Annotated in this window: 24 protein-coding genes and 5 pseudogenes; 24 read left to right on the top strand and 5 right to left on the bottom strand. The window is 39.1% G+C overall.

Annotated elements, in window-relative coordinates:
* On the top strand, positions 1–186 hold a 186-nt coding region (locus tag H8Z79_RS16745; protein WP_207726358.1), incomplete at its 5' end, for a hypothetical protein.
* A gap of 55 nt (positions 187–241) precedes the next feature.
* Here H8Z79_RS16745 and H8Z79_RS10575 read toward each other — a convergent pair.
* Positions 242–1537, bottom strand: coding sequence for a tyrosine-type recombinase/integrase (locus tag H8Z79_RS10575; protein ID WP_015530038.1), 1296 nt, complete (start codon positions 1535–1537; stop codon positions 242–244).
* 86 nt (positions 1538–1623) lie between these two features.
* The gene (locus H8Z79_RS10570; RefSeq protein ID WP_187002835.1) at positions 1624–2253 is read right to left on the bottom strand and encodes a helix-turn-helix domain-containing protein; all 630 of its coding nucleotides are present in this window, start codon (positions 2251–2253) and stop codon (positions 1624–1626) included.
* A 174-nt stretch (positions 2254–2427) separates the two neighbouring features.
* Here H8Z79_RS10570 and H8Z79_RS10565 point away from each other — a divergent pair, with 174 nt between their 5' ends.
* The 7 genes and pseudogenes from H8Z79_RS10565 to H8Z79_RS10540 all read left to right on the top strand — a co-directional run bounded on the left by H8Z79_RS10565 (position 2428) and on the right by H8Z79_RS10540 (position 6198).
* Entirely contained in the window at positions 2428–2658 is a 231-nt protein-coding gene (locus H8Z79_RS10565; protein WP_003505382.1) for a helix-turn-helix domain-containing protein, read from the top strand.
* A gap of 144 nt (positions 2659–2802) precedes the next feature.
* Positions 2803–3117 carry a hypothetical protein gene (locus tag H8Z79_RS10560; RefSeq protein WP_014080633.1) on the top strand — a complete coding sequence of 105 codons (315 nt, stop codon included), beginning with the start codon at positions 2803–2805 and terminating at the stop codon, positions 3115–3117.
* On the top strand, positions 3117–3422 hold the full coding sequence (locus H8Z79_RS10555; RefSeq protein WP_005345966.1) for a hypothetical protein: 306 nt from the start codon (positions 3117–3119) through the stop codon (positions 3420–3422). Before H8Z79_RS10560 ends, H8Z79_RS10555 begins: the two co-directional genes overlap by 1 nt.
* A pseudogene (locus H8Z79_RS10550) lies at positions 3398–4639 on the top strand (MobA/MobL family protein); the annotation flags it as partial. The gene H8Z79_RS10555 and the pseudogene H8Z79_RS10550, both read left to right, overlap by 25 nt.
* Positions 4638–4757 (top strand): annotated as a pseudogene (locus tag H8Z79_RS16920) (type IV toxin-antitoxin system AbiEi family antitoxin domain-containing protein); the annotation flags it as partial. The pseudogenes H8Z79_RS10550 and H8Z79_RS16920, both read left to right, overlap by 2 nt.
* Positions 4758–5622 (top strand): annotated as a pseudogene (locus H8Z79_RS10545) (nucleotidyl transferase AbiEii/AbiGii toxin family protein).
* Positions 5623–5838: 216 nt separating this feature from the next.
* A complete protein-coding gene (locus tag H8Z79_RS10540) occupies positions 5839–6198 on the top strand; it encodes a hypothetical protein (protein ID WP_082413912.1) in 360 nt (119 codons plus the stop codon).
* A 153-nt stretch (positions 6199–6351) separates the two neighbouring features.
* On the opposite strand, the gene H8Z79_RS10535 is transcribed toward H8Z79_RS10540, so the two are convergent.
* Positions 6352–6591 (bottom strand): DUF6061 family protein, encoded by a 240-nt coding sequence (locus H8Z79_RS10535; protein ID WP_187002834.1) that lies wholly within the window; start codon positions 6589–6591, stop codon positions 6352–6354.
* A gap of 337 nt (positions 6592–6928) precedes the next feature.
* Here H8Z79_RS10535 and H8Z79_RS10530 point away from each other — a divergent pair, with 337 nt between their 5' ends.
* Both H8Z79_RS10530 and H8Z79_RS17610 read left to right on the top strand, forming a co-directional pair.
* Complete coding sequence (locus tag H8Z79_RS10530) at positions 6929–7687, top strand: EFR1 family ferrodoxin (RefSeq protein WP_118039887.1); 759 nt, start codon at positions 6929–6931, stop codon at positions 7685–7687.
* Positions 7688–8220: 533 nt separating this feature from the next.
* Positions 8221–8352 (top strand): hypothetical protein, encoded by a 132-nt coding sequence (locus tag H8Z79_RS17610; RefSeq protein WP_263970807.1) that lies wholly within the window; start codon positions 8221–8223, stop codon positions 8350–8352.
* A 10-nt stretch (positions 8353–8362) separates the two neighbouring features.
* Here the strand turns inward: H8Z79_RS17610 and H8Z79_RS10520 are convergent, their stop codons facing one another.
* A complete protein-coding gene (locus H8Z79_RS10520) occupies positions 8363–8878 on the bottom strand; it encodes a helix-turn-helix domain-containing protein (RefSeq protein ID WP_118039889.1) in 516 nt (171 codons plus the stop codon).
* 308 nt (positions 8879–9186) lie between these two features.
* Here H8Z79_RS10520 and H8Z79_RS10515 point away from each other — a divergent pair, with 308 nt between their 5' ends.
* From H8Z79_RS10515 to H8Z79_RS10500, 4 genes and pseudogenes are all read left to right on the top strand, one after another.
* On the top strand, positions 9187–10119 hold the full coding sequence (locus H8Z79_RS10515) for an AEC family transporter (RefSeq protein ID WP_015541514.1): 933 nt from the start codon (positions 9187–9189) through the stop codon (positions 10117–10119).
* 362 nt (positions 10120–10481) lie between these two features.
* The gene (locus H8Z79_RS10510; protein ID WP_015541516.1) at positions 10482–10832 is read left to right on the top strand and encodes an HIRAN domain-containing protein; all 351 of its coding nucleotides are present in this window, start codon (positions 10482–10484) and stop codon (positions 10830–10832) included.
* 23 nt (positions 10833–10855) lie between these two features.
* The gene (locus tag H8Z79_RS10505) at positions 10856–11107 is read left to right on the top strand and encodes a hypothetical protein (protein WP_015541517.1); all 252 of its coding nucleotides are present in this window, start codon (positions 10856–10858) and stop codon (positions 11105–11107) included.
* A 311-nt stretch (positions 11108–11418) separates the two neighbouring features.
* Positions 11419–11985: pseudogene (locus tag H8Z79_RS10500) on the top strand (hypothetical protein); the annotation flags it as partial.
* A gap of 33 nt (positions 11986–12018) precedes the next feature.
* Here H8Z79_RS10500 and H8Z79_RS10495 read toward each other — a convergent pair.
* Positions 12019–12699, bottom strand: a complete 681-nt coding sequence (locus H8Z79_RS10495; protein WP_118039890.1) for a type II toxin-antitoxin system PemK/MazF family toxin — start codon at positions 12697–12699, stop codon at positions 12019–12021.
* 388 nt (positions 12700–13087) lie between these two features.
* Between H8Z79_RS10495 and H8Z79_RS10490 the strand changes: the two genes are divergently transcribed.
* The 10 genes and pseudogenes from H8Z79_RS10490 to H8Z79_RS10445 all read left to right on the top strand — a co-directional run bounded on the left by H8Z79_RS10490 (position 13088) and on the right by H8Z79_RS10445 (position 20580).
* Positions 13088–13324 (top strand): BRO-N domain-containing protein, encoded by a 237-nt coding sequence (locus H8Z79_RS10490; RefSeq protein ID WP_015541519.1) that lies wholly within the window; start codon positions 13088–13090, stop codon positions 13322–13324.
* A 343-nt stretch (positions 13325–13667) separates the two neighbouring features.
* A pseudogene (locus tag H8Z79_RS17450) lies at positions 13668–14156 on the top strand (peptide deformylase).
* A 56-nt stretch (positions 14157–14212) separates the two neighbouring features.
* Positions 14213–14581: a VOC family protein gene (locus H8Z79_RS10480; protein WP_118039891.1), complete on the top strand. Its 369-nt coding sequence runs from the start codon at positions 14213–14215 to the stop codon at positions 14579–14581.
* A 10-nt stretch (positions 14582–14591) separates the two neighbouring features.
* On the top strand, positions 14592–15047 hold the full coding sequence (locus H8Z79_RS10475; RefSeq protein WP_118039892.1) for a YaiI/YqxD family protein: 456 nt from the start codon (positions 14592–14594) through the stop codon (positions 15045–15047).
* Between the two features lies 1 nt (position 15048).
* Positions 15049–15390 carry an arsenate reductase family protein gene (locus H8Z79_RS10470; protein ID WP_118039893.1) on the top strand — a complete coding sequence of 114 codons (342 nt, stop codon included), beginning with the start codon at positions 15049–15051 and terminating at the stop codon, positions 15388–15390.
* 34 nt (positions 15391–15424) lie between these two features.
* A complete protein-coding gene (locus H8Z79_RS10465; RefSeq protein ID WP_225876962.1) occupies positions 15425–16102 on the top strand; it encodes a DHH family phosphoesterase in 678 nt (225 codons plus the stop codon).
* Positions 16103–16141: 39 nt separating this feature from the next.
* The gene (locus H8Z79_RS10460; RefSeq protein ID WP_330607557.1) at positions 16142–17671 is read left to right on the top strand and encodes a Y-family DNA polymerase; all 1530 of its coding nucleotides are present in this window, start codon (positions 16142–16144) and stop codon (positions 17669–17671) included.
* Between the two features lie 15 nt (positions 17672–17686).
* A complete protein-coding gene (locus H8Z79_RS10455; protein WP_015541526.1) occupies positions 17687–18100 on the top strand; it encodes a hypothetical protein in 414 nt (137 codons plus the stop codon).
* 58 nt (positions 18101–18158) lie between these two features.
* Positions 18159–19142, top strand: a complete 984-nt coding sequence (locus tag H8Z79_RS10450) for a helix-turn-helix transcriptional regulator (protein ID WP_118039894.1) — start codon at positions 18159–18161, stop codon at positions 19140–19142.
* A gap of 106 nt (positions 19143–19248) precedes the next feature.
* Complete coding sequence (locus tag H8Z79_RS10445) at positions 19249–20580, top strand: IS4 family transposase (RefSeq protein WP_118039895.1); 1332 nt, start codon at positions 19249–19251, stop codon at positions 20578–20580.
* Positions 20581–20878 lie beyond the last annotated feature (298 nt).

Here is a 20878-nt window from a genome sequence, read left to right as displayed (position 1 = left end):
AAGGGACGCGACTTTGTTCACCAAGGTAAAATCGAAATTGATGTAAACGAAAGGGCAGTTTTTATCAGAACTCAAGGCTGCTTTTTCGTTTACACCAACTCCGATTGTTTCCTTAACAGTTTGCCGAAATATCTTTCTAACTTTCCCTATTTTACAGGCTTTTCAGCCCATTCATTAGTGAAATGATATGTATTTTCCCTTATTTTTGCCCTTATGAGATAATCGTAAGGGAAAGTTTTATTTAGTCGTTGCCTGCCACTTTATCAAGTAACTTTGCGGATTCCCGCTTGGCTTTTCTTGTGGAATGGGCGTAGACATTCATTGTGGTACTGACATCTGAGTGTCCTAACAGTTCCTGTACATCTTTCGGAGCTGCTCCATTTGCCAGAAGGTTGCTTGTGTAGGTGTGTCGCAACTGGTGAAAATGAAATCCTTCAAATCCATCCAGTTTCTGAGCAATCTTCCTGCAAACAATTCCTAACGTGCTTGGCAGTTCCAAACTTCCATCCGGTCTTAAGCAGACAAAGGATATTTCCTTATAATCTTCTGGAACATTCTCTGTTCCGTCCAGATGATAGAACTCATAGTAAACTCTGTTTTTGTCTTTTACTTCTCTGTAGTAGTTTTTGTGGTAAAGTTCTCCGTACTGCATTCGGTTTTTAAGTTGTTCCTTTCGGGCATTGCGAAGAATCTCTGCCAGTGTATCTCCAAAATCAACAATCCTTACCTTTTTTCGTTTGGTTGGTCCGATGATATTCTTGTGCCTTGAACCATCATATCGGATACTGCGTCTGATCGTAAGGCACTGTTCTTCAAGATTTACATCCTGCCATGCCAGACCACAGGCTTCACCGATACGAAGTCCTGCATAATAAGCTATCTGGATTGGAAGTATTGCCGGTGGATTGTAATCCTGTAGAAATTCAATCAGTCTTTCATAATCCTCTCGTGGAATTGGCTGTATATCGCCATCCATGTCATCATCAGAAAACAGGTCAACCTCATCCGTCTGGTATTTCAGCTTAATATACTGCATCGGATTGAAAGTGATATATTGCTTTGGTGATACTGCAAACCGGAATGACTGCTGTAATACTGCCGAGAAAGAACGAATGTAATCTTTGCTGTAACCTTTTCTTTCTGAACCATCTGGATAAGTGCCACCAAAGGAAAGCAGATCGAAGAAGGCTTGTAAATGCTCAGATGTTACATTTTTCAACTTTCTCTCTGAAATTGGATGCTTCTTGATGTTGGTAATAGCACCAAGGTAATTCTGGACTGTCCCATTACTGAGAGTACCGGTCTTTAATTCTTCCTCTGCCCATATATCAAGTAATTCTCCAACTGTAATATTTTCCGACTTTGCAATGAATTTCTTGCTTTCGTAATCGTCCATTGCCTGACGGAGCAGTTTTTCCGTTTCACTTTTGCTTTCTGTTCCAGCGTATTCTTTCTGAACCAGATTGCCGCTTGCATCTTCTACATAGAAGCGGTAGTACCATTTCTTTCCTTTTTTTCTTACAGATCCTTTTGCCATAATCGTGTGTCTCCTTTCGATATCAGACAATCGGAACTGATGAAATGCTTCTTGCGTGTAAGTATATCATAACTCCGGTTGTCGTTCTATACCGAATCGGAATCCTCATACAAAACTTCTGATAAAAGATTTTCAAGCCTTTGTTCTGCTATTTCCGGTTTCTTGGAATAGAGCCTTACAATATCTGCCATATCATTAAAGGCATTAACGGTATGGGTGATCTCCCGGAGAAACATAATCTCGTTATATTCATCATTCGATTCAAATCCCATTGCCTTTGCAATATCCGCTTCATTCGTGTTGCCCTTGTAATTCTTGCAGGCAAACTGGAATGATTCCAGAAACAGGTTATATTGCTTTAACATCAACAGCAGTAAATCTTTGGAAAAAGCATCTTCCTTTTTACTAAGGTCGAGAGGTAACTGTTTGAGAATATCGCCCATTGCATCACGAATCTGTAATTCTTTCTTATCCGTAATATCGGTTTCGTATTCATCGGTTTCCCCCTTGAGCCATTCAATAGATACATGAAGTGCTTCCGAAAGACCTTCCAGCACCATCTTTTTGGTATTGTCAATCGAACCATTCTCATAACGCAGGATTGTGGAAGCGGTAACTCCCATCTTCTCTGCAACATAAGGCTGTGTCAGATTTAATTCCAGACGACGCTGTTTTGCCCTGCTACCTATCAGCTTGCGTAGTTCTTTATCTTTCATGCTGATTGCCTCCTTTTTCGGTATGTATGAATTATAGCATGTACCTCACATAATTGCAATATGCAATATAATAATTATTTTTAAAATTTCATAACGCTTGACAACACAATATAAAACCGCTATACTAACAGCACAACAAAAATTGCATAATGCAATTTATAAGGAGGTGACAAGATGACGGAAAGAAAGATTGCATTATCCATCGAGGAAGCAGCCGACTATACAGGAATTGGCAGAAACACTTTGAGAAAGCTGGTTGAATGGAAGAAGCTTCCGGTATTAAAGGTCGGAAGAAAAGTCCTTATTAAAACTGACATTCTGGAAAAGTTCATGGAAGCCAACGAGGGGCGTGATCTGAGGGATAAAGGAAATGTAAAAGCTGTTACAAGAAATGTGGCAACTTAAAAAGGCGGCTTCCTAAGAAACCGCCAAAGGTTCTATCAGACCGAAGCCATGATATACCAACACGCAAGAGGATTATACCATGTGCTTCTCCTGATATGCAACCGGGAACTGTTGTTTATCGGAAAAAGAAAGGATGAAGACGATATGGCGAAATCAACAAAGACTTATGAAGAAAGAATACGTGCATTAGAGAAAAAGGAACAGGAAAGCATTGAAGCTACAAAAAAGCTCATTGCACAGCGGAAGGAACTGGAAAAGCGAAAGAAAGCAGAGGAAAGTAAAAAACGAACCCACAGGCTCTGTCAGATTGGTGGCGCAGTGGAATCGGTTCTTGGCTGTCCGATTGAGGAGGAAGATTTACCAAAGTTGATAGGCTTCTTAAAAAGGCAGGAAACAAACGGAAAGTTTTTCTCAAAGGCGATGCAGAAAGAGCCACTTACAGATATGGAGGAAGTGTAATGGCGGAGGGAGTGGTTTTTCCATTCCCTTCATTGCCTTTGAATGAAGGGCGCACTTATGGACAACCAGAGGTCGTCCTTATAAGTTTGCCACAAGTGGCAACCGGTCTGCGCTTACGCTTGCCGGGCTCGTTCCGTCGGCGGGGCTTTCAGCCAGACCTGCTCATGCCGCAGGGGGCACTCTTGCGCAGAGGGCGTTCCGACAGCTTCACTTCTGCCAAACCAGAAGAAGATGCTGTCGGAAATCAATGCCGGATACGGCAGAAAGGGGGAATCGTATCATGGCGATATTTCACTTTACAGTAAAGATTGTCGGGCGCAGTAAAGGAAAATCTGTCATATCCGCATCGGCATATCTTAATGGAGATGTGATGAAGAATGAGGAAACAGGCAGAATCAGTTACTATACTTCCAAAAAGGAAGTCGTCTACACCAGTCTGATGATGTGCGAAAATGCACCTCCTGAATGGCTGCATGTACCGGAAGAAAATATAAAAAGGTTTCAACAGTCTATCCGTTATAAAAGAGCGGATGATAAAGATGCCGCACTGGAAAAGTTTAAAATCACATTTCAGAAACAGCGTCTATGGAATGAGGTATTGAAGATAGAAAAAAATGCAGATGCACAGCTTGGACGCTCATTTGAATTTTCCCTGCCGAAAGAATGGAGCAGACAGGAACAGATTGATTATACAACCGAATATATTCAAAAGACTTTCGTGGATAAGGGAATGTGTGTCGACTGGAGCATACACGATAAGGGCGATGGAAACCCACATGTGCATTTACTTGTAACCATGCGACCATTCAATCTGGATCATTCATGGGGCAGCAAAGAAGTCAAGGACTGGGATTTTGTCAGAGATACTGACGGAAATATCGTGGTTGATGAATCCCACCCGGACTGGTGGCAGGATAAGAAAAATCCTGACCGGCATGGAATCCGCATTCCGGTACTTGATGAAAACGGAGTACAGAAAGTCGGGGCAAGAAACCGAAAACAATGGAAACGGGTTCTGACCGATGCTACCGGCTGGAATAATCCAAAGAATTGTGAGTTATGGCGAAGCGAATGGGCTGGGATGTGTAACCGGCATTTATCCATAGACAATCAGATTGACCACCGCTCTTATGAAAGACAGGGCAAATTAAAAATCCCTACGATTCATGAGGGTGCGGATGCAAGAAAGATTGAGGAAAAATATCTCACCGGACAGATATGGAATGGTTCATGGAAGGTAGAGGAAAACCAGATGATTAAAAAACAAAATGCACTACTGCAAAAGGTAATCACAACCTTTGGTAAGGTATCCGGTGCATTGTCAATATGGAAGGAGTGGTTGAATGACATTAGAAGAAAGCAAAGAAGTAATTCCCATGATGGAAGCAATGATTACACAGATAGAGGAACAGCAGAATATCATGGCAGAGATGCTTCAGGAAATACAGGAAAAGGACGAGAAGCTGATGTGCTTTCAGGAGAAGGAAGAACGATTGCAGCAATTAGAGAGCGAATTATCAGAAGACGCATTGAAACAATATGCAAAACGTAAGGATAAAAACTTACGGATGCTTATGAAATACGCAGCTATGTTTCATGTTGAAAACATACTTAGACCATATTTGGAAGTGTTACTTTAGATGATAACAACGGCAAGACAATTAAAGGATTTAATTCGTAATATGTCAAAGAAAAAATCCGCAGATGCACAGATTTTGATGCGGAATTATATGATGGAACGTTTTTTAGAACGAATTTCTTTATCAGAGTATAAAAACCAGTTTATATTAAAAGGTGGAATGCTTGTGGCGGCAATGGTTGGTCTGGATGCCAGAGCTACTATGGATCTGGATGCTACCATAAAAGGCACTAATGTTAGTGTGGAGGATGTAGAAATGATTATATCCCAAATTATATCAATTCCACTGGACGATGGTGTTTCATTTCGGGTCAAACGGATATCGGAAATCATGGAAGAAGCAGATTATCCTGGTGTTCGTGTAAGCATGGAAACGAAATTTGATGGTGTAATCACACCATTAAAGATTGATATTTCTACAGGGGGATGTAATTACACCAAGAGAAATCAAGTACAAATTTAATCTTATGCTTGAAGACCGCACTATTGAGGTATGGGCATATAATCTGGAAACGGTATTGGCTGAAAAATTGGAAACTGTTGTTAGTCGAAACGTTACAAATACACGAATGAGAGATTTTTATGATATTTATATTTTACAAAAGTTGTATGGAGAACAATTCCAAAAACAAGTTTTATGGACTGCACTTGTGGCTACAGCCAAAAAAAGGGGAACATTAGACCTGATAGAAGCTGAGGATATAAGAGAAATATTTGATGAAATTGAATCAAGTCCGGTTATGGAGACCTTATGGAAAACATATCAAAAAAATTATTCTTATGCTGCTGATATTTCATGGCATGCAATTGTGAAGTCAATCTGTGCATTATATGGAAGTATATTGGAGAATATGTATGACACATAAAAAACTGATATGTAAATTACGTTAGCATTTTGAGTTGCCTAAATTCGAAAGTTAGGAAAATCTTAATAATTTCTCAGGCAATCCATTGTGAATTTAGATGTTGTATTTGCTATACTTAATTGGAAATATGAGCAAAGGAGTTGAAAATATGTCTGAAAAGATATTGATTATAGATGACGAGCAAGATATAATCTGCCAAACATCAATCTGGGGCAGTTGCAGATAATTCTCGCAGCAGCGGGCTTACTTTCTGTATTAGCAACGGTTAGCTGTACGTTGTTCCTGTCTGCAAAATGTAAAGACACATTGACAGTTTTGCTGATCTCTATTGTAGTTCTTCTCATGCCGCTTTTTGCTTATGTAGCGATGGGAGCAACATGGCTCTCTACCATACTTCCATCTGCCGGAATTGGTATGCAGAACAATTTCCTTTCTCAGCTTGCAGATTTCAATTATCTGAATATCGGTGGAATGAGTTTCTGGACACCGCATGTTATTTTGATTTCGGCAGGAATTGAATTATTTGTGTTTACATTCTTGGCGATTCATTCCTATTGCAGACATCAGGTAGCATAAAAGAAGTTCAAAATAGAACGAATAGGTTATCTGCAGCGCGACGGCAAAAGAAAAAAAGCCGTCGCAGAGCAGACACATTTTCACGCGCCTATGATGAATTTTCCGGAAATATTGTGGTTAATAGCGATTTAAACTGTTGTATTTGTTTAAAAATCAAAAAATATCTAATGAGTCTCCCGCATCTACCCACATCTGCAAATTTCCATCAAGATATAATTTGGCATATTCAAGAGGTTCATCAATGGCGAGTGCGTTTAATGCACAGTCTGATCCTGGTGTGGTTTTTAAGTTCTTTTCAGCTTCCCAACAGTCAATGCGGAGCATATAGCCAACAGAGGTGTAAACATCAATACTGTTGCGCTTGGGATTGTATTCTGCAAATATTGTTCTCATCGTATCAAATCTCCTTATCGTTAAATCAATCATTTGTTGCAAAAATCAGAAGCATTTCAATCAGTTCACAATGTCACTTTTATTTTGTGTTATACTGTTTTATATAATTTTCTTGCCCTTGTTTTTGCCCTTATCAGAGTTCGTAAACACTGGTGGGACGATATAACGCAAGGGAAACAATAAGGGAAAGCTCACCTGCGATAAACTTTGTGTTTTCAAGGGATTGAGAGATATTTGATAATAAAATATAACAGTTATTAAATCCCTTGGAATATATGAAATCTCAATTCAAGTTTGTAGAATTAAGAAAATCGAAAGTCGTGGAGGTGATTTTATCATGATTTTGTGCTTTTCAGGAACCGGCAACAGTCGTTATATAGCGAAAAAAATTGCAGCTGAATTGCAGGACGAGATTGTAGATGTGAATGCGAAAATCAAGGCAGTAGATTATTCGCCAATAAAAACAGGTGAGAATGTAGTCGTTGTAACTCCGACTTATGCGTGGCGTATTCCCCGAATTGTGTCGGATTGGCTTTCCAAAACGAAATTGCTTTCTGCAAAACGTATTTGGTTTGTTATGAACTGCGGTAGTGAAATTGGCAATGCGTCAAAATATAATCGCAGTCTTGCTGAGCAAAAGCACTTATGTTATATGGGTACATCTCAAATTCTTATGCCGGAAAACTATATTGCCATGTTCGATGCACCCCAGACAGAGGAAGCAAGAAAAATTGTAAAAAATGCTGAGCCTACTATTGAGGATACCATTGCCTGTATTAAGACAGAACAACCTTTCCCTGTACCACGAAACAATCTCTATGACCGTTTTATGAGTGGTCCGGTAAATCCGATTTTTTATCAGTTTTTCGTGAAAGCTACTGCATTTCAGACAGATGATACTTGTATCGGATGCGGTCAATGTGTTAAAAACTGCCCAAAGAATAACATTGCACTTGAAAACGGAAAGCCGATATGGGGGAATCAATGTACTCACTGTATGGCATGTATTTGTTATTGCCCCACAGAAGCAATAGAGTATGGCAAAAAGAGCATAGGAAAACCGCGTTATCATTTTGAGCAGTTAAAGATAAAATGATCACAATCAATAAAGCAATTAAAAATGCCGATACAGGATTTTTATAATCCTATACCGGCGTTTGTTAGTTACGAGAGAATGTGTTTTACGCTTACTTTCCAAATGTATTGCTGGATTTAGCATAGATAGAAAACAATTCGTGCAGAGAAATATAAAGACAGAATTCTCAAAATTCGAGAAATATAAAGATGCAATTCCTCATGGTGGATGTGTATTATGAAAAATAAATTTGTTATAGTGACAATATCAACAAAAAAGCAGAATATAAATGGGGTGATCAGATGGAAGCGGCACAGAGAATTCGATTAATCCGGATAATAGAAAAGATGGAGAAAAATCCGGCATTCAGTAATAAGATTGGTATAAAGAACACATCTGAATATTTATCAGAAAAAGAACAGAAAAAATAAAAGACACATATCAAAATGAGTTTCAGAAGGAGTAAAAAAATGTTATCGTTATTATTTACAATTTGTATGATTTGGTTTGTTGGAAAATTTTTTATATTTGGGTTAAGAGCATCCTGGGGAATTATGAAACTACTTTGCACAGTTATTTTCTTCCCGGTGATATTGATTGGTATGGTTGTAGGTGGACTGATGTACATTGCATTTCCATTATTGATCATCGGTGGCATTATAGCATTGGTGACATCACGTTCATAATGGATATGGATTATTTTAATTTTTCTTTTTCGGCGTTTAAGAGTTCAAGATTAAGCCCCTGTTCTCCGGCTGTTTTATCTACCCAAAGATTCAAAGAGTCTATGGCTAAAGAAATTTCATCAAGTTTTTTACTGATATAAGCAAAGTCTTTCATTTCATCATCGCTGATCTTACCGTCACGGGCAATCTGGATCAGACGACCGGTAAGGGGATTGATTTCATTTAAACTGGCAATTGTCTCCAAAATGATATTTGACAGATCTGTCATTTCAACTTCTGGAACATAACGATGACCGATTTCACATTTGTGAGAACAATAATAATTGCAAAGATCTGGTCTTTTATAGGCATCTGCCATCTGGAGGATATCATAAGGTGTAGGTTCTTGTGTTTCATATTCAAATTTTTCAATTTTTGAATCAGAGACAGCATCCATTTTTTCACTGGCCTCTGCTCTTGTAAGTCCTGCCGCTTCTCGGCAAAGCTGGTAAATTGTTTTGTTTTCCCTGGTGGATTGTTTACCCATGAGAATTTCCTCCCCTTATATCACTAAACATGAGGATTATTAATACTTAAGTCCTCATGCAAGACGTGAATTTCTCGTATAGAGTTTATTATACTTGAATTATCAATTGACAACAAGATCAATAATGAACATGAAGTCAAAAAGAGTGAAAGAGGAAAGAGAGGTTACAGAAAGGGCATTATGAACAAACAGGAAATCAATGAATCTATTGAAAAAGAAAATTCGGAGATAAAGAAATTTAATTAAGCATAATGTAGACGGTGTGCTATAATTGCTGACAGTAGACATCAGAAAAGAAGGGACAAAATATGCAGATCAGTTTATTACTAATGGAAGAGATTGCAAAGCTTTTTGCGATCATGCTTATGGGATATGCGGTTGTAAAAGCTGGACTTATGAAGTCATCGGAGAGTAAAGGTATATCTGTAGTCATGGTTTATCTGGTTATTCCATGCGTGATTATCGACGCATTTCAGGTGGACTATACAGCAGATGTAAAAAAAGGATTGCTTCTGGCATGTGTAGCAGCAGTTCTGGTACATGTTTTATTTCTGATACTTACCACAATATTAAAACAAGTATTACAGCTGGATACGATTGAGCGTGCAACTGTTATTTATTCAAATGCCGGGATACTGGTAATTCCGCTGGTACAGGATTTGCTTGGACAGGAGTACGTTATTTACTCCAGTGCTTATATTGCGGTACAGCTGATTCTGATCTGGACACACTGCAAAAATATGCTTTGCGAAGAAGATAGATTAGAGTGGAAAAAAGTATTTCTGAACGTAAATATTATTTCAATCATAGTAGGAGTGATATTGTTTGTCTGCAAAATCCAGTTGCCTTCAGGTATGCAGGATGTCCTGGATATGATGAACAATATGATTGGTCCGATCGGTATGCTGCTTGCCGGAATGGTTATTGCGGATGTACCTCTTAAGACTGTATTTACTAAAAAAAGAAACTATGTTTCGACAGTATTGCGATTGGTTATTTATCCAATATTTATATTGATTTTAATGAAAGTGATTTATACATTTGCGGGACTAAATGATTCCAAACAGATTCTCCTGACTGTGTATATTGCATCCATAACACCTGCTTGTGCAACTGTGACATCCATGGCGCAACTATATGATAAAGATGCGGCATATGCGAGCTCGTTGTATGTGCTTACGACACTGCTGTCAATTGTGACCATGCCAGTGATGGTGGGAATGTATGAGATGTTTGTGTGAGAGAATAGAAAGATTGAAGAAATGACAGAAGAGACACTGACTGCGGTTGGTGTCTTTTTTTATGTAATAGGAAATTACTCTGTAATGTTCCTATTACATAAAAACGCTCCGCGAGGATGCGACCAGATGCATGAGGAACATGTCTGCTGAAGCAGACTTGTCCGCTTTGTTCTTGGTTGTCGGGATTTTTGTACAGTCATTTGCTATAAAATGATAACATCAAAAAAATCCAAGGAGGACTGGCAGATGAAAGGCTATGACACAAGCAACGGATATATGGGATATGTAGAAGGCAAATACATTCTATTTGCCAGTGAACAGGAATATTTCGAGTTTATGGAAGATTAAGAGGAGGAAGGGCAATGAGTAAAATTTATGTCACACTGACGGGAACAAATCATTATTTCGGAAAAGAATTTCTGAAAAAAGGAACGAAAATCCGCTTAGAAAAAGAACCAGACAATGAGTATGACAAGGAAGCAATTAAAGTAACTTATGAAGGTCTGGGAAAGATCGGATATGTAGCAAACAGTTTCAATACCGTGCTCGGAGATTCCATGAGTGCCGGAAGAATATATGATAAGATCGGAAAGACGGCAAAAGCAAAAGTGGTGCTGGTTACAGATCACGGAACAATCTGCAGTATCAGCAAGAAGAGCCTTCTGGATAATCAAAAGAAGGTTAAGAAAGCTGAAACAGAAGTTGAAGAATAAAGAAATCTGAGGGAGGAAAAAGCATGTTTGGATTTGATAAGATGTTTGATTTTAACAGAGACGGGAAATTGGATAGCTTGGAACGTGCTATACAGTTTCAGTTCATGGACGATATGTTGAAGGAAGATCACAGCAGTTCTGATTTTGACGAAGATGAAGCAGACGTTTTCGGTGATGCTGGACTTGATTATGATGAGTTGGAATTTATGGATCCGGATGAAAGAAGAGAAGTGTTGGAAGATGCAGGATTGGATCCGGATGAGTTCGATTTTTGATACTGAATGATACAGCTTGGAATAGCTGAGGCTGATTATAGTCTCGGCTATTTGATTTGACTGAATGGAAGGATACTAAAGAAACAAGGAAAGCAAGAAAATACGGAAAGTTATTTATGACAATTTATTATATGTAAGGTGACAAACTATAAACAGTCAAGGGGGTTTAAAAAATTTTTTAAATTGTAAAAAAGGGTAACCTTAATAAGCTATCTGAACATACGGTATTTCAGATGGATGTAGTCAACTTTGAAGAGTTGGATTTAATGAAGCTTTTGAGTATTAAAGTCTATATCTATCTTTGCTGAAGGATGGAAGCCATGGGTGCCATAGAGATGGGTCTTGCGAAAGAAGAATTGCAGCCACTGGTGGATTCCTAGAGAGTAGCTAATCCTAATATCGTGAAGTTCTGGTGGAGTGTTGACCGTGCGGTTAAGACTGCAGTGAAGCAGAAAAAGCAGGCTGATGTAAATGGTATCAGATTTTTTTGCCAGAGTGGGATGTTATTCATTCAGCTTCCCTCGGGAAGAAGGCTGGCATATGTAAAACCAAGGATGGAATTAAACAGATTTGATTCGGAATCAGTAACCTATGAAGGCGTTGGTGGTACCAAGAAATGGGAGCGGATTGAAAGTTATGGTCCGAAGTTCGTAGAGAATATCGTACAGGCTATTTCTAGGGATATTCTCTGTTATGCCATGAAAACATTATCACATTGTATGATTTGTGCTCATGTGCATGATGAACTGATTATTGAGTGCCGGGAAGATGTTTCCCTTGATGCAATCTGTGAACAGATGGGCAGGACTCCGCCTTGGGCTGAAGGCCTGATTCTTCGTGCGGATGGGTACTGCACGCAGTTTTATAAGAAAGATTAAAAAAGTGGCACTTCCGAATTGATGGGAGTGCCATTAAATGTTATTGATTATCATTGTTTTTTTAAGCTGTTTCTGCAATGCAGCAATTTGTTTCTTTAGCTCTCCGTTTTCGGATGTGACTTCATTTAAGACAGTATTTTTTTTCCTTAGCTGTTCTTCCTGTGAAACTGTTTTTTGCTGAAGTTGATTATAGTCATAGTAAAAACTTGGAAAATATTTTTGTAAAACTAGCTGTTCAATCTGCTTATATGTATCAGAGCCAGGAGATATCATGCCATTCTGCTGATAAAGGATACGGTTGATACTGACAGTTCGAATATCATTCAGTTTTAATACGGAATCATGGTTGATGAATGAAAATTCACTTGATTTCAATAAAAACATATCACTTTTGGAAGCAGGATTGTCTGTGGGATGGTAGACATCAGGATGTTTAGCAGGATCATAGGAAAAAATCGGCAGAACATAAAGTAATTTCTGCTTTACCCCGATGACAAGACCTCTGTGCTCATAGGACATTTCAGGTTTATAATTCTTACCAAACTCAAACTGATAGATTTCACCTTTTTTTACCTGTCTGTGTCGAAATTGTTTTGTTCTGTTATCAGCCCAGCGAAAATCAGATGCCGAAAAACGATCGAGTTCATTGCTAGTGAAGCTATTGGCAATGATTATTTCGTTGGTTTTGTTTTGTGCCTTCAGATATTTGCTCAATGGCCTGTCTCCTTAATTTTATATATAAAAAAGGGTACGGCGCTAACCATACCCTACTCTGGAAAACCAGAGAGACCTCGTCGGTCAAATTATCCTTTCAATGGTGGCTTCGTCAGCCAAAAAACACTTGTTAGCAAGTGTGAAAGTGCAGTATTCATATCTCTGCTTACTTATATTATACACATTTTTCAGAAAAAATCCACGGGTAATATTTACAAAATATTCTTTCTGAATCAAATGTTGGATCTAATCATACAACCTTAAATAGTGAATGTCAATTAAAATAAAATTAATTTTAGAATTTTAGGGGAGGTTAAAAACTCCCTGATTTTTTTTGCCTGTGACTTGAGGAAATACCTCACAAATATTTTTTCAAGGAGGTAATTCAATGGAATTACAAATTTTTAAGAATGCGGAGTTAGGCTCAGTACGCAGCGCAATGATCAATGGAGAGCCATATTTTGTCGGTAAGGATGTAACTGAGATTCTTGGATACGCAGATCCTAACAAATCTATTGCGATGCATGTTGATGAGGATGACAAATTTAACGACAAATCAGCGTCGAGTTTGGGACAGAGTGGTGGATGGTTTATCAATGAATCTGGTCTTTATAGTCTTATCTAGCAAGCCTCCAACGCCAAAGAGATTCAAGAGATACATTATGTGGTTTTGTATCAGACAAAGAATAAATTTGGGGCTGATTTGCACTATTGAGTAGAATGTGAGAGCCTTAGAATAATTTGGCTAAAAAAATATAACAGAAATTTTTAATAATTACTTTAATGAAAAAATAATATAATTCTGGTATGGTATAATAGTAAAGACGAAGCGGAGTAGTTTAGAATATATTAAAAATTTGTCCATATGAGGAGAGGCTGTTATGTATCATATTTGGGGAAAAGTTTTTTTGTATTGTTGGGAACACAACATTGATTTTTATGAGGTGTTTTGTACATTAAGAACGTAAATGGTAAAGCAAATCGTAAGGGACATTTTCTTTTTAGGCCAGCCATCCGAACCAGCTACGAAAGCTGATATTCAGGTTGGAAAGGATCTGCAGGATACGTTGCAGGCAAACCGGGAACGGTGTGTTGGTATGGCTGCAAATATACGCGGTAGCAACGAGCCAAGCAGACATGCTTGCATGGATATTTGGCGACTGCTGCGACTGAGTGCGTAGCACGAAGTGATTGGTGTAAAGAAGAATATTATCATTGTGAATATGGGATTTATAGATGTTGTGATGTTCAATCCGGTGATTGTTTCAAAGCGTGATATGTATGAGACAGAAGAAGGCTGTCTGTCCCTGGACGGTGTTCGTAAGACGACCAGATATCAGGAAATTGAAGTAGAGTATTATGACTTCAACTGGAAGAAAAAGCGCCAGAGATTGTCAGGATGGACAGCACAGATTTGCCAGCATGAAATTGATCATTTGTCTGGAAAGATTATTTAACCGCATGCGGATTGCGAATATTCGCTTGACTCAAAGCGGATTGTGAGGTGACGGATATGCTGAAAAACGTACTGATTGTGGTAGATGATATAGAAAAATCCATAGAGTTTTATAAGGACTTATTTGGACTGCAAGTGATTCTTCAGAATGAAGGTAATGTGATCTTATCTGAGGGACTTGTTTTGCAGGATGCTGATGTGTGGGGGAAAACATTGAATGAAACTTTTACGCCATTCAATAACATGATGGAATTGTATTTCGAGGAATTTGATATAGACGGATTGCTTGCAAAATATGAATCTGGTAAGTATTCCGTTCGATATGCCACTGAACTGACAGAAATTGCAGGTGGCCAGAAGCTTGTAAGACTGTATGATCCGAGTGGTAATCTCATCGAGGTTCGTACGCCATTTACGTGTAATTGAGGAAGAAGATATGCAGATTTTTGTTGATGCAGATGCCTGTCCGGTAGTTGGTATTGTTGAAAAAGTTGCTAAAGAGCACGATCTTCCGGTAACGTTGTTGTGTGATACCAATCATGTGTTAGCTTCTGATTATAGTAAAGTGATCGTAGTTGGAGCCGGAGCAGATACAGTGGATTATAAACTGATCAGCATTTGCCATAAAGGAGATATTGTCGTATCACAGGATTATGGAGTGGCGGCAATGGCACTTGGAAAAGCTGCGTATGCGATTCATCAATCCGGGAAATGGTATACCAATGAGAATATTGACCAGATGCTTATGGAACGTCATCTGAATAAGAAAGCACGAAGGGCATCCGGAAAGAATCACTTAAAAGGACTACGAAAACGAACAGCAGAAGATGATGAGCATTTCAGAGCGTCTTTTGAAAAAATGATACATATGGCGATGGACAAGGAGAATTAATTTGAATATACAGATTTTTGGGACAAAGAAGTGCAATGATACAAAGAAAGCAGAACGTTTCTTTAAGGAACGTGGGATCAAGTTTCAGTTTATTGATATGAAAGAAAAGGGTATGAGCAAGGGCGAATTTAATTCAGTTGCCCAGGCAAATGGCGGACTGGAAAATATGATCAACTGGGAGGGCAAGGATAAGGATCTGCTTGCGCTCATTAAGTACATTGCAGAGGAAGATAAACTTGAGAAGGTGCTGGAAAATCCGCAGGTGATTAAGACACCGGTTGTCCGTAATGGAAAACAATCCACTCTTGGATATCAGCCGGATATCTGGAAGGCGTGGAAGTAAGAGTGCCGGCAGATTTTTGACCAGGATAAAACAAATGATTCAACTGAAAGGCAATGAAATGACATTCAATTTTGACAGAGAATTTCAATCTATGATGCAAGTGAATGATTTAAATACCGTGATTCTTCTGGGACACTTGAACCCGGATGGCGATGCTGCTGGATCGGTGATGGGACTTGCACATTATATAAAGGTAAACTATCCGCAGTACAAAGTGATGCCATATCTGGCAGATACATTGGACAAAGGACCGAAGAAGCAGGTAAAACTGGATAAGGTCTTCAATCCGTTTGAGAAGCCGGATGTAAAAGAAAAATATGCTGTTATCGTATGTGATACTGCAGTTTTAGCAAGGATGATCGGCAGGGAATACTACGAGAGTGCAGAAGCAAGTATAATAATTGATCACCATGCAGAGAGCGAGGCAGAGGGGATCAGTTATGAGGATATCCATCCAATCAGTGGATTCCTTAGAGACTGCGAAGACATTCAGCTTGGTTTTACCATGTATGAGGAAGAAGAAAATCGCTGGCGTTGTTCCTTCCGGTCTGATGGAAAATGGATCAATGTAAATGAACTTCTGCAGGCATTTGGCGGAGGTGGACATGCTGCAGCAGGTGTGCGCAAGCGGACGAATGATGTAGAAAAATTCAGGCAGGAAATCCTTGAACGGATTGTTGCGATGAGAAAGATTTCCGGTCAGGATAAATAAGAATTAGAAACGAAACACAGGAGAAAGTGGAGGTGTAGAATGATGGAAAAGAAAAGAATCTATATTGCAATCGATCTTAAGTCATTCTACGCATCTGTGGAATGTAAAGAACGAAATAGGGATCCTATGACGACCAATCTTGTGGTTGCGGATAAAAGCAGAACAGAAAAAACAATCTGTCTTGCGGTATCGCCAGCTTTAAAGTGTTATGGGATACCCGGAAGGGCTCGTTTGTTTGAGGTTGTTCAAAAAGTAAAAGAAGCCAACAGCGTTCGCAGGTGGAAAGCACCGAACAGAACTTTTATCGGAGCTTCTGATGACAGCACAGAATTAGATACCAATCCGGCACTGGAGATTGATTATATTGTTGCTCCACCACGGATGGCTCTCTATCTGGAATACAGCACCAGAATTTACAGCATTTATCTGAAATATATTGCGCCGGAAGATATTTTTCCGTATTCGATCGACGAAGTATTTATGGATGTAACGGATTATCTGTATATCTATCATATGACAGCAAGAGAACTTGCCATGACCATGATACAGGACGTGCTGAAGACAACAGGTATAACGGCAACTGCCGGAATTGGAACAAATATGTATCTGTGTAAGATTGCGATGGATATCGTGGCGAAGCATATTAAAGCAGGTAAAGATGGTGTACGAATTGCGGAACTGGATGAAATGTCATACCGAAGGAAACTCTGGGGTCACAGACCGCTTACTGATTTCTGGAGAGTAGGAAAAGGATACGCAAAGAAGCTGGAAGAATACGGGCTTTATACAATGGGTGATATTGCAAGATGTTCCATCGGAAAGGCGAATGAATTATACAATGAAGATCTGTTATATAGGCTGTTTGGCGTTAATGCAGAGCTGTTGATCGATCATGCCTGGGGGTACGAGCCCTGTACCATGGAAATGGTCAAGGCCTATAAACCGGAAACGAACAGTATTTGTTCCGGCCAGGTACTTCATTGTCCTTATGATTTTGAAAAAGCAAAACTGGTTGTAAAAGAGATGACAGACCAGATGGTTTTGGATTTGGTGGATAAGAAGCTGGTCACAGACCAGATTGTGTTGACAGTTGGTTATGATATTGAGAATCTGAGCAATACCGACAGGAGAAAACAATATCATGGAGAGGTTACGATCGATCGTTATGGAAGGAAAATTCCGAAACACGCACATGGAACGACCAATCTGAAAAGGCAGACTTCCTCAACAAAAATGATAACGGATGCAGTAATAGAGCTATATGACAGGATCGTTGACAGAAACCTGCTTATCAGAAGAATCAATATCACAGCGAACAGGCTTGTGGATGAGAGTTCTGTAAAGAAAGAAGAAGTGTATGAGCAGCTGGATCTTTTTACGGATTATGAGGCGCAAAGGAAAGAGAAGGAAGAGGAAGAAGCCGCGCTGGATCGCGAAAAACGTATGCAGGAAGCCATGCTCAGTATCAAAAAGAAATTTGGAAAAAACGCTGTACTGAAGGGGATGAATCTTCAGGAAGGCGCAACCGCTAAGGATAGAAATGAACAAATTGGCGGACATAAGGCGTAAAGGAGTTGGAAGAGGATGAAAAATAATTCTTATGACGATATCATCAATTTACCTCATCCGGTATCTAAGAATCATCCGCAAATGCCACTTCAGGACAGGGCAGCGCAATTTGCTCCTTTTGCAGCCCTGACTGGACATGAAGCTGCGATAAAAGAAACGGCAAGATTAACCAATGAACGATTGGAACTGAGTGAGGAAGCGATTGCTCAGCTGAACGAAAAAATTAATATAATCAGAAATAATATTGGCATAGAACAGAAAGTATCAATAACTTATTTTATTCCTGATGAAAAAAAAGCCGGCGGATCCTATGTTACGTACTCTGGTAATGTAAAAAAGCTAGACGAATACGAGCATACCATCATCATGACAGATCAAACGGTCATTCCAATCGAACAGATAAGTGATATTAAATGTGAAGAGTGGTAAATCTGAGAAATGAAATAAAGAAGATAGGTAACTATTCAGAAAGTGGAGGTGGCAAGCCATGGCTTCATTTGATCAGAAACTTCGTACATTATACTTGATGGAAATCCTGCTGGAACGTACCGATGATGAACACATGTTAAATGCATCGGAGTTATGTACGATTCTGGATCAGGAATACGGGATCAGTACGGACCGAAGAACGATATATACAGAGATGGAGGTCCTTGATAAATTTGGACTGGATATCCAGCAGAAGAAAGGTAAGTGTCCTGGCTATTATATTGGTGCCAGGGATTTTGAACTGCCGGAGTTAAAGCTTCTGGTGGATGCAGTGCAGTCTTCCAAGTTTATTACGGAGAAAAAATCCAAAGAATTAATTCAGAAGTTAGAGAAGCTCTGCTGTAAAAGTGATGCAGACATGCTTTCAAAATACGTCTTTATTGTAAACCGTCCCAAAACGGAAAATGAGACGGTATATTATAACGTGGACTACATTCACAATGCTATTTTTGAAAACAAAGAGATTAGATTTCATTACGCGGAGTGGACGGTTAAGAAGGAGTTGAAATTAAAAAAGAATGGTGCCTTCTATGTTGTCAGTCCGTGGGCGTTGACCTGGGATGATGAAAATTATTACCTTGTGGCCTATGATGCAGCGGCCGGAATTATCAAGCATTATCGTGTAGATAAAATGCGGGATACGGAGATTCTGGAGGCTGATCGTAAGGGAGAAGAGTCCTTTAAGAACTTTGATCTGGCTGCATTTGCCAAAAAAACTTTTGGTATGTATGGTGGTGCAGATGCGGAAGTTACTCTGGAATGCAGAAATGGATTGGCTGGTGTCGTGATTGACCGCTTTGGCCATGATGTATGGATGTGTCCTCATGGTGAAGATTACTTTAGAACCAGAGTAGTTGTATCGGTGAGCCCGCAGTTTTTTGGCTGGCTTACAGGAATTGGATCCGGGATAAGGATTGTCGGACCGGAAGAAGTAAGACAGCAGTATAAAGAGTATCTGCAAGACGTGATTCAGAACTATTGAACTATAACCCACCTGCTTCGCGCAACATCATAAACTTAAGGAAAAAATGGAAAGGAATCTGTTCGCAGGGTCCTTTCATTGTGTTAAAATATAGGCAGGGGTGTATATGATTAAATCTTATAAAACAAGATTTCAAAAGTTTTCTGCATTATTATCTGATCCGGAAATTGCAAAATATGCGAGACAGAATGGAAACCATGCTTTTTCGAGAAAGCGAAAAATGCCCCTAAAAGACATGTTGCTATGCTGTCTTTCAAAAAAGGGGCTTACCACGACATTTGAACTTAGAAACTATTTCAAAGAAAAAGGAGACTTGTCTATGCAGTTATCTGTCCAGGGATATCTACAACAGAGAAAACGTCTAAATCCGGAAATTTTTCCCTATCTGAACCGTAAATATCTTATGGATTTTTATCGTTCTGACGAACCCAGACTGTGGAAAGGATATTTGTTAATCGCGATTGACGGGAGCAAGGCGGAAGTTCCAAACTCAAAGGATAACAGGGAAGCATTTGGAAACAGCGGCAACCAGCATTCCGGGAAAGGGCAGGTACGGGCACTGGTAAGCGGAATGTATGATGTTTTGAATCATTTTTACCTGGATATTGAAATTGAACATATTTGCATCAGTGAAAACGAACTGGCAAAAAGAAACTTAAAACAATTAAAAAAAATTGGAATCAGGAAGCCGGTTGTCGCAGTTTTTGACCGCGGTTATCCTTCCTTAGAGTTTATTGACTTTCTGGAAACGGAAGGGATTCATTATCTGATCCGTCTTTCATCCAACGATTATATGGCAGAACGTAAACGGATGCAGTCGGCAGATGAAAAAGTCATTTTAAAACATTCATCTGCACGCCTACAAAAAATACGAAAAAAACATCCGGAACGATATGAACAGATGCAAAAGAAAGGGAGCACGCTGGTAAGAATATCAAAATCGACTCTTCCCTCCGGGAATGAACTTGCGCTGATGACAGATCTTCCGGATACAATTACCACAGAAGAATTAGCGGATTTATATTACCAAAGATGGGAAATTGAGAAGAAATACAATACTCTAAAAAACAAAATGAAATTTGAAAGTGTAACAGGGAAAGCCACAGTATATGTGCACCAGGATTTTTGGGCGCAGGTTTTAGTATATAACATGGTTCAGGACATTCGGAACAGTGCGGACGAAGAGGACGCAGCAGCAGGACGGGAAAACAGGAATAAATATCCCATGCATACCAATGAAAATGTAGCCATCGGTCTTTTCAAAGAGACTATGCTAAAAATCCTTTTGGAACCGGAGGAAAAGAAGCGGATCAAAAAACTTGGAGAACTACAGGAAGAAATGGAGCGCTATGTACTTCCCATAAGGGAACTACCTGGAAAAGAGCGTAGAAAAAACATCTCAAATAAATATAAAAACAATCAAAAGAGTAGCTTTTAAAATGCCCATTCTCCGTTTAAAGGGAGATTATGGGCATTTTAAGGTGTTAAAGTATACAGAAGGAGCTCTGTGAAGATTTCTCTTCGTTTTAATCTGCTCTTTTGAAATGAGTTTTTAGCAGGATAATATAAATGTGTAATATTTAATCTTAAGTTTATGATGTTGTACTCGGCAGGTGGAGGGAGTAGCTTTAGAAGGAATTGTTTTTTAAAATTGTGGACAATGTCAGAAATAGCTGTTAAAATCTTATAGAAAAAACTTTAACACGGTAAAGTAATGGCCATAAGCCGTTGATCAG

Origin of the sequence: Blautia intestinalis (assembly GCF_014297355.1) — a bacterium.
GTDB lineage: Bacteria > Bacillota > Clostridia > Lachnospirales > Lachnospiraceae > Blautia_A > Blautia_A intestinalis.
The sequence above is the reverse complement of the archived record's forward strand: the minus strand, read 5'-3'. Positions and strand labels throughout refer to the sequence as shown.

Excerpts from the sequence above, each read along its gene's own strand:
- H8Z79_RS10480 (WP_118039891.1), top strand. The coding sequence starts at position 14,213 with ATGCTGAAAAACGTACTGATTGTGGTAGATGATATAGAAAAATCCATA.
- H8Z79_RS10565 (WP_003505382.1), top strand. The coding sequence starts at position 2,428 with ATGACGGAAAGAAAGATTGCATTATCCATCGAGGAAGCAGCCGACTAT.
- H8Z79_RS10515 (WP_015541514.1), top strand. The coding sequence starts at position 9,187 with ATGCAGATCAGTTTATTACTAATGGAAGAGATTGCAAAGCTTTTTGCG.
- H8Z79_RS10560 (WP_014080633.1), top strand. The coding sequence starts at position 2,803 with ATGGCGAAATCAACAAAGACTTATGAAGAAAGAATACGTGCATTAGAG.
- H8Z79_RS10520 (WP_118039889.1), bottom strand. The coding sequence starts at position 8,878 with ATGGGTAAACAATCCACCAGGGAAAACAAAACAATTTACCAGCTTTGC.
- H8Z79_RS10510 (WP_015541516.1), top strand. The coding sequence starts at position 10,482 with ATGAGTAAAATTTATGTCACACTGACGGGAACAAATCATTATTTCGGA.
- H8Z79_RS10460 (WP_330607557.1), top strand. The coding sequence starts at position 16,142 with ATGATGGAAAAGAAAAGAATCTATATTGCAATCGATCTTAAGTCATTC.
- H8Z79_RS10490 (WP_015541519.1), top strand. The coding sequence starts at position 13,088 with ATGGAATTACAAATTTTTAAGAATGCGGAGTTAGGCTCAGTACGCAGC.
- H8Z79_RS10455 (WP_015541526.1), top strand. The coding sequence starts at position 17,687 with ATGAAAAATAATTCTTATGACGATATCATCAATTTACCTCATCCGGTA.
- H8Z79_RS10445 (WP_118039895.1), top strand. The coding sequence starts at position 19,249 with ATGATTAAATCTTATAAAACAAGATTTCAAAAGTTTTCTGCATTATTA.
- H8Z79_RS10465 (WP_225876962.1), top strand. The coding sequence starts at position 15,425 with ATGATTCAACTGAAAGGCAATGAAATGACATTCAATTTTGACAGAGAA.
- H8Z79_RS17610 (WP_263970807.1), top strand. The coding sequence starts at position 8,221 with ATGAAACTACTTTGCACAGTTATTTTCTTCCCGGTGATATTGATTGGT.
- H8Z79_RS10530 (WP_118039887.1), top strand. The coding sequence starts at position 6,929 with ATGATTTTGTGCTTTTCAGGAACCGGCAACAGTCGTTATATAGCGAAA.
- H8Z79_RS10555 (WP_005345966.1), top strand. The coding sequence starts at position 3,117 with ATGGCGGAGGGAGTGGTTTTTCCATTCCCTTCATTGCCTTTGAATGAA.
- H8Z79_RS10450 (WP_118039894.1), top strand. The coding sequence starts at position 18,159 with ATGGCTTCATTTGATCAGAAACTTCGTACATTATACTTGATGGAAATC.
- H8Z79_RS10475 (WP_118039892.1), top strand. The coding sequence starts at position 14,592 with ATGCAGATTTTTGTTGATGCAGATGCCTGTCCGGTAGTTGGTATTGTT.
- H8Z79_RS10505 (WP_015541517.1), top strand. The coding sequence starts at position 10,856 with ATGTTTGGATTTGATAAGATGTTTGATTTTAACAGAGACGGGAAATTG.
- H8Z79_RS10570 (WP_187002835.1), bottom strand. The coding sequence starts at position 2,253 with ATGAAAGATAAAGAACTACGCAAGCTGATAGGTAGCAGGGCAAAACAG.
- H8Z79_RS10575 (WP_015530038.1), bottom strand. The coding sequence starts at position 1,537 with ATGGCAAAAGGATCTGTAAGAAAAAAAGGAAAGAAATGGTACTACCGC.
- H8Z79_RS10535 (WP_187002834.1), bottom strand. The coding sequence starts at position 6,591 with ATGAGAACAATATTTGCAGAATACAATCCCAAGCGCAACAGTATTGAT.